Origin of the sequence: Neisseria sp. HMSC70E02 (assembly GCF_001838645.1) — a bacterium.
Lineage (GTDB): Bacteria > Pseudomonadota > Gammaproteobacteria > Burkholderiales > Neisseriaceae > Neisseria > Neisseria macacae.
Map to the genome: position 1 here is coordinate 1 of NZ_KV838047.1, position 6466 is coordinate 6466.

Genomic DNA, 6466 nt, shown 5'->3' on the forward strand with positions numbered 1-6466 from the left:
AAAGGTCGTCTGAAAGGGATTTCAGACGACCTTTGCTGTTGATTGAGTTTGGTTTGAGAATATTTTGAAATAAAAGTCTTTGTATTTCAGGTTGTTGTTAGGTTTTATGGAATTTTTTGCGGTTTGGGAGTTGACGGGTTTTTGAGGGGAGGGGTATAGTTCGGTTCTTCGCTGCTTCGGCGGTGATTGAACGAACAGGTAAGTATATCACAGTTAGTCTGATTTTTCGAGGTTTTAAGAAAAGTTTTGATTGACAATGAGATGAAATGCTTTATAATTCGTTTTCGCTCTTTAACAAAACAGATTACCGATAAGTGTGAGTGCGACAGCCTCACACTGTTTGAAAGACAGACAAGATGATGTTTTAGACATTGTCCTGTCGGTTTCTTTGAAGCAGACCAGAAGTTAAAAAGTTAGAGATTGAACATAAGAGTTTGATCCTGGCTCAGATTGAACGCTGGCGGCATGCTTTACACATGCAAGTCGGACGGCAGCACAGAGAAGCTTGCTTCTTGGGTGGCGAGTGGCGAACGGGTGAGTAACATATCGGAACGTACCGAGCAGTGGGGGATAACTAATCGAAAGATTAGCTAATACCGCATATATTCTGAGGAAGAAAGCAGGGGACCATTTGGCCTTGCGCTGTTTGAGCGGCCGATATCTGATTAGCTAGTTGGTGGGGTAAAGGCCTACCAAGGCGACGATCAGTAGCGGGTCTGAGAGGATGATCCGCCACACTGGGACTGAGACACGGCCCAGACTCCTACGGGAGGCAGCAGTGGGGAATTTTGGACAATGGGCGCAAGCCTGATCCAGCCATGCCGCGTGTCTGAAGAAGGCCTTCGGGTTGTAAAGGACTTTTGTCAGGGAAGAAAAGGGCGGGGTTAATACCCCTGTCTGATGACGGTACCTGAAGAATAAGCACCGGCTAACTACGTGCCAGCAGCCGCGGTAATACGTAGGGTGCGAGCGTTAATCGGAATTACTGGGCGTAAAGCGGGCGCAGACGGTTACTTAAGCAGGATGTGAAATCCCCGGGCTCAACCTGGGAACTGCGTTCTGAACTGGGTGACTAGAGTGTGTCAGAGGGAGGTAGAATTCCACGTGTAGCAGTGAAATGCGTAGAGATGTGGAGGAATACCGATGGCGAAGGCAGCCTCCTGGGATAACACTGACGTTCATGCCCGAAAGCGTGGGTAGCAAACAGGATTAGATACCCTGGTAGTCCACGCCCTAAACGATGTCGATTAGCTGTTGGGCAGCATGACTGCTTAGTAGCGAAGCTAACGCGTGAAATCGACCGCCTGGGGAGTACGGTCGCAAGATTAAAACTCAAAGGAATTGACGGGGACCCGCACAAGCGGTGGATGATGTGGATTAATTCGATGCAACGCGAAGAACCTTACCTGGTCTTGACATGTACGGAACCCTCCAGAGACGGAGGGGTGCCTTCGGGAGCCGTAACACAGGTGCTGCATGGCTGTCGTCAGCTCGTGTCGTGAGATGTTGGGTTAAGTCCCGCAACGAGCGCAACCCTTGTCATTAGTTGCCATCATTAAGTTGGGCACTCTAATGAGACTGCCGGTGACAAGCCGGAGGAAGGTGGGGATGACGTCAAGTCCTCATGGCCCTTATGACCAGGGCTTCACACGTCATACAATGGTCGGTACAGAGGGTAGCCAAGCCGCGAGGTGGAGCCAATCTCACAAAACCGATCGTAGTCCGGATTGCACTCTGCAACTCGAGTGCATGAAGTCGGAATCGCTAGTAATCGCAGGTCAGCATACTGCGGTGAATACGTTCCCGGGTCTTGTACACACCGCCCGTCACACCATGGGAGTGGGGGATACCAGAAGTAGGTAGGGTAACCGCAAGGAGCCCGCTTACCACGGTATGCTTCATGACTGGGGTGAAGTCGTAACAAGGTAGCCGTAGGGGAACCTGCGGCTGGATCACCTCCTTTCTAGAGAAAGAAGAGGTTGTCGCATTCACACTTATCGGTAAACTGTAGAAGATGCGGAAGAATGCTTGAGTGAAGACAAGGTTCGCTTAAGAAGAGAATCCGGGTTTGTAGCTCAGCTGGTTAGAGCACACGCTTGATAAGCGTGGGGTCGGAGGTTCAAGTCCTCCCAGACCCACCAAGAACGGGGGCATAGCTCAGTTGGTAGAGCACCTGCTTTGCAAGCAGGGGGTCATCGGTTCGATCCCGTTTGCCTCCACCAATACTTTCCAAATCAAAGCGAGTTAAAAGGCAGTGTAACTGCTTTCTTTTTTTCTAAAGAGAAGTCTGCTGACGAATCAGTTTGACGGAAAAAGAAAGGCTGCTATAATAATCAGCTCATTTTGATTTGCGAAGTAAATAGCAATATTGAACGCATCGATCTTTAACAAATTGGAAAGCCGAAATCAACAAACAAAGACAATGTGTCTGTTTTTGATGATTGACCAATTGCAAACGGTCAGTTGTCTCCTGGATAGGAAAAGAAAAACAGGTACAGTATTTGGGTGATGATTGTATCGACTTAATCCCGAAAGACAAAAGGCGGGATTAGGACACAACAAGCAGTAAGCTTTATCAGAGTAGGAAATTCAAGTTTGATGTTCTAGTCAACGGAATGTCAGGCAAAGTCAGAGAAGTTCTTGAAATGATAGAGTCAAGTGAATAAGTGCATCAGGTGGATGCCTTGGCGATGATAGGCGACGAAGGACGTGTAAGCCTGCGAAAAGCGTGGGGGAGCTGGCAATAAAGCTATGATCCCGCGATGTCCGAATGGGGAAACCCACTGCATTCTGTGCAGTATCCTAAGTTGAATACATAGACTTAGAGAAGCGAACCCGGAGAACTGAACCATCTAAGTACCCGGAGGAAAAGAAATCAACCGAGATTCCGCAAGTAGTGGCGAGCGAACGCGGAGGAGCCTGTACGTAATAACTGTCGAGATAGAAGAACAAGCTGGGAAGCTTGACCATAGTGGGTGATAGTCCCGTATTCGAAATCTCAACGGTGGTACTAAGCGTACGAAAAGTAGGGCGGGACACGTGAAATCCTGTCTGAATATGGGGGGACCATCCTCCAAGGCTAAATACTCATCATCGACCGATAGTGAACCAGTACCGTGAGGGAAAGGCGAAAAGAACCCCGGGAGGGGAGTGAAATAGAACCTGAAACCTGATGCATACAAACAGTGGGAGCACCCATGTGGTGTGACTGCGTACCTTTTGTATAATGGGTCAACGACTTACATTCAGTAGCGAGCTTAACCGAATAGGGGAGGCGTAGGGAAACCGAGTCTTAATAGGGCGAAGAGTTGCTGGGTGTAGACCCGAAACCGAGTGATCTATCCATGGCCAGGTTGAAGGTGCCGTAACAGGTACTGGAGGACCGAACCCACGCATGTTGCAAAATGCGGGGATGAGCTGTGGATAGGGGTGAAAGGCTAAACAAACTCGGAGATAGCTGGTTCTCCCCGAAAACTATTTAGGTAGTGCCTCGAGCAAGACACTGATGGGGGTAAAGCACTGTTATGGCTAGGGGGTTATTGCAACTTACCAACCCATGGCAAACTAAGAATACCATCAAGTGGTTCCTCGGGAGACAGACAGCGGGTGCTAACGTCCGTTGTCAAGAGGGAAACAACCCAGACCGCCAGCTAAGGTCCCAAATGATAGATTAAGTGGTAAACGAAGTGGGAAGGCCCAGACAGCCAGGATGTTGGCTTAGAAGCAGCCATCATTTAAAGAAAGCGTAATAGCTCACTGGTCGAGTCGTCCTGCGCGGAAGATGTAACGGGGCTCAAATCTATAACCGAAGCTGCGGATGCCAGTTTACTGGCATGGTAGGGGAGCGTTCTGTAGGCCGATGAAGGTGCATTGTAAAGTGTGCTGGAGGTATCAGAAGTGCGAATGTTGACATGAGTAGCGATAAAGCGGGTGAAAAGCCCGCTCGCCGAAAGCCCAAGGTTTCCTACGCAACGTTCATCGGCGTAGGGTGAGTCGGCCCCTAAGGCGAGGCAGAAATGCGTAGTCGATGGGAAACAGGTTAATATTCCTGTACTTGATTCAAATGCGATGTGGGGACGGAGAAGGTTAGGTTAGCAAGCTGTTGGAATAGCTTGTTTAAGCCGGTAGGTGGAAGACTTAGGCAAATCCGGGTCTTCTTAACACCGAGAAGTGACGACGAGTGTCTACGGACATGAAGTAACCGATACCACGCTTCCAGGAAAAGCCACTAAGCTTCAGTTTGAATCGAACCGTACCGCAAACCGACACAGGTGGGCAGGATGAGAATTCTAAGGCGCTTGAGAGAACTCGGGAGAAGGAACTCGGCAAATTGATACCGTAACTTCGGGAGAAGGTATGCCCTCTAAGGTTAAGGACTTGCTCCGTAAGCCTCGGAGGGTCGCAGAGAATAGGTGGCTGCGACTGTTTATTAAAAACACAGCACTCTGCTAACACGAAAGTGGACGTATAGGGTGTGACGCCTGCCCGGTGCTGGAAGGTTAATTGAAGATGTGAGAGCATCGGATCGAAGCCCCAGTAAACGGCGGCCGTAACTATAACGGTCCTAAGGTAGCGAAATTCCTTGTCGGGTAAGTTCCGACCCGCACGAATGGCGTAACGATGGCCACACTGTCTCCTCCCGAGACTCAGCGAAGTTGAAGTGGTTGTGAAGATGCAATCTACCCGCTGCTAGACGGAAAGACCCCGTGAACCTTTACTGTAGCTTTGCATTGGACTTTGAAGTCACTTGTGTAGGATAGGTGGGAGGCTTAGAAGCAGAGACGCCAGTCTCTGTGGAGCCGTCCTTGAAATACCACCCTGGTGTCTTTGAGGTTCTAACCCAGACCCGTAATCCGGGTCGGGGACCGTGCATGGTAGGCAGTTTGACTGGGGCGGTCTCCTCCCAAAGAGTAACGGAGGAGTTCGAAGGTTACCTAAGTCCGGTCGGAAATCGGACTGATAGTGCAATGGCAAAAGGTAGCTTAACTGCGAGACCGACAAGTCGAGCAGGTGCGAAAGCAGGACATAGTGATCCGGTGGTTCTGTATGGAAGGGCCATCGCTCAACGGATAAAAGGTACTCCGGGGATAACAGGCTGATTCCGCCCAAGAGTTCATATCGACGGCGGAGTTTGGCACCTCGATGTCGGCTCATCACATCCTGGGGCTGTAGTCGGTCCCAAGGGTATGGCTGTTCGCCATTTAAAGTGGTACGTGAGCTGGGTTTAAAACGTCGTGAGACAGTTTGGTCCCTATCTGCAGTGGGCGTTGGAAGTTTGACGGGGGCTGCTCCTAGTACGAGAGGACCGGAGTGGACGAACCTCTGGTGTACCGGTTGTAACGCCAGTTGCATAGCCGGGTAGCTAAGTTCGGAAGAGATAAGCGCTGAAAGCATCTAAGCGCGAAACTCGCCTGAAGATGAGACTTCCCTTGCGGTTTAACCGCACTAAAGAGTCGTTCGAGACCAGGACGTTGATAGGTGGGGTGTGGAAGCGCGGTAACGCGTGAAGCTAACCCATACTAATTGCTCGTGAGGCTTGACTCTATCATTTGAAGAACTTCAAATAAAAAGCTTACTGACTGATTCAGTCATCACCGAATATATTGATTAAGGCTTTGCCGATTTGTACAGTTTAAGTTTGGCGGCCATAGCGAGTTGGTCCCACGCCTTCCCATCCCGAACAGGACCGTGAAACGACTCAGCGCCGATGATAGTGTGGTTCTTCCATGCGAAAGTAGGTCACTGCCAAACACCTATTCTAAGCCCCTGACAGATGTCGGGGGCTTTTACTTTTACCTTATATTTTATTCATACCTTTACTTGAAACTCGTCATGGCCGTTCCTTGCCTTCTTGCTATGCTTACTTGCTTACGAGTGGAGATAGGCGGGTGCGACGATAGCGCAGCAGGTAAATGTGACGGATAGGGAGGGTGCGGGTAGAATAGGGATGTTGCAGAATCAATACATAAAGAGATAGTAAACCAAGAAATATTTAGGTATCGTTTGAACGGAAACGGTAAGACGGATATGATAGCCAACTATTTTACGGTGCCGCACACACAGGCATCATCCGCATTCACAAACTATGGAGTATCTTCTTATGAAAAAATTCCTCTTTGCCGCCCTCTCCCTGCTGACCGCTTCGCTGTCGCTGGCCGCCGTCAACATCAATACCGCTTCCCCGTCCGAGTTGGAAGCCCTGCCCGGTATCGGCCCCGCCAAAGCCAAAGCCATCGTGGACTACCGTCAACAACATGGTGCCTTCAAATCGGTCGAGGAGTTGAAAAACGTCAAAGGTATCGGTGAGGGCATCTTCTCCAAACTGAAGGCGGAGGCAACCGTCGCTCCGGCCGCTCAAAACAAAGCCGCCACCCCCGCCGCTAAAAAATAAACCCGAGTGCGCCCTCCCAAACGGGAATGTGCGCAGATGCAGACCCGGTGATGAAAAGGCCGTCCGAATCCAGTC

Annotated in this window: 1 protein-coding gene, 2 tRNA genes and 3 rRNA genes; all 6 read left to right on the forward strand. The window is 50.0% G+C overall.

The annotated features are described in order from the left end of the window. Positions 1–422 precede the first annotated feature (422 nt). Positions 423–1963: ribosomal RNA gene (locus HMPREF3277_RS00165) — 16S ribosomal RNA — on the forward strand. A 101-nt stretch (positions 1964–2064) separates the two neighbouring features. Next, positions 2065–2141: transfer RNA gene (locus tag HMPREF3277_RS00170), tRNA-Ile, on the forward strand. Between the two features lie 5 nt (positions 2142–2146). Continuing rightward, a tRNA-Ala gene (locus HMPREF3277_RS00175) sits at positions 2147–2222 on the forward strand. A 430-nt stretch (positions 2223–2652) separates the two neighbouring features. Continuing rightward, positions 2653–5544, forward strand: a 23S ribosomal RNA gene (locus HMPREF3277_RS00180). 93 nt (positions 5545–5637) lie between these two features. Continuing rightward, positions 5638–5751 (forward strand): 5S ribosomal RNA (gene rrf / locus HMPREF3277_RS00185). The 16S, 23S and 5S rRNA genes sit together here with 2 tRNA genes alongside, the layout of an rRNA operon. Before the next feature lie 349 nt (positions 5752–6100). Continuing rightward, positions 6101–6391: a ComEA family DNA-binding protein gene (locus HMPREF3277_RS00190; protein ID WP_009313167.1), complete on the forward strand. Its 291-nt coding sequence runs from the start codon at positions 6101–6103 to the stop codon at positions 6389–6391. The last annotated feature ends 75 nt before the right edge of the window (positions 6392–6466 follow it).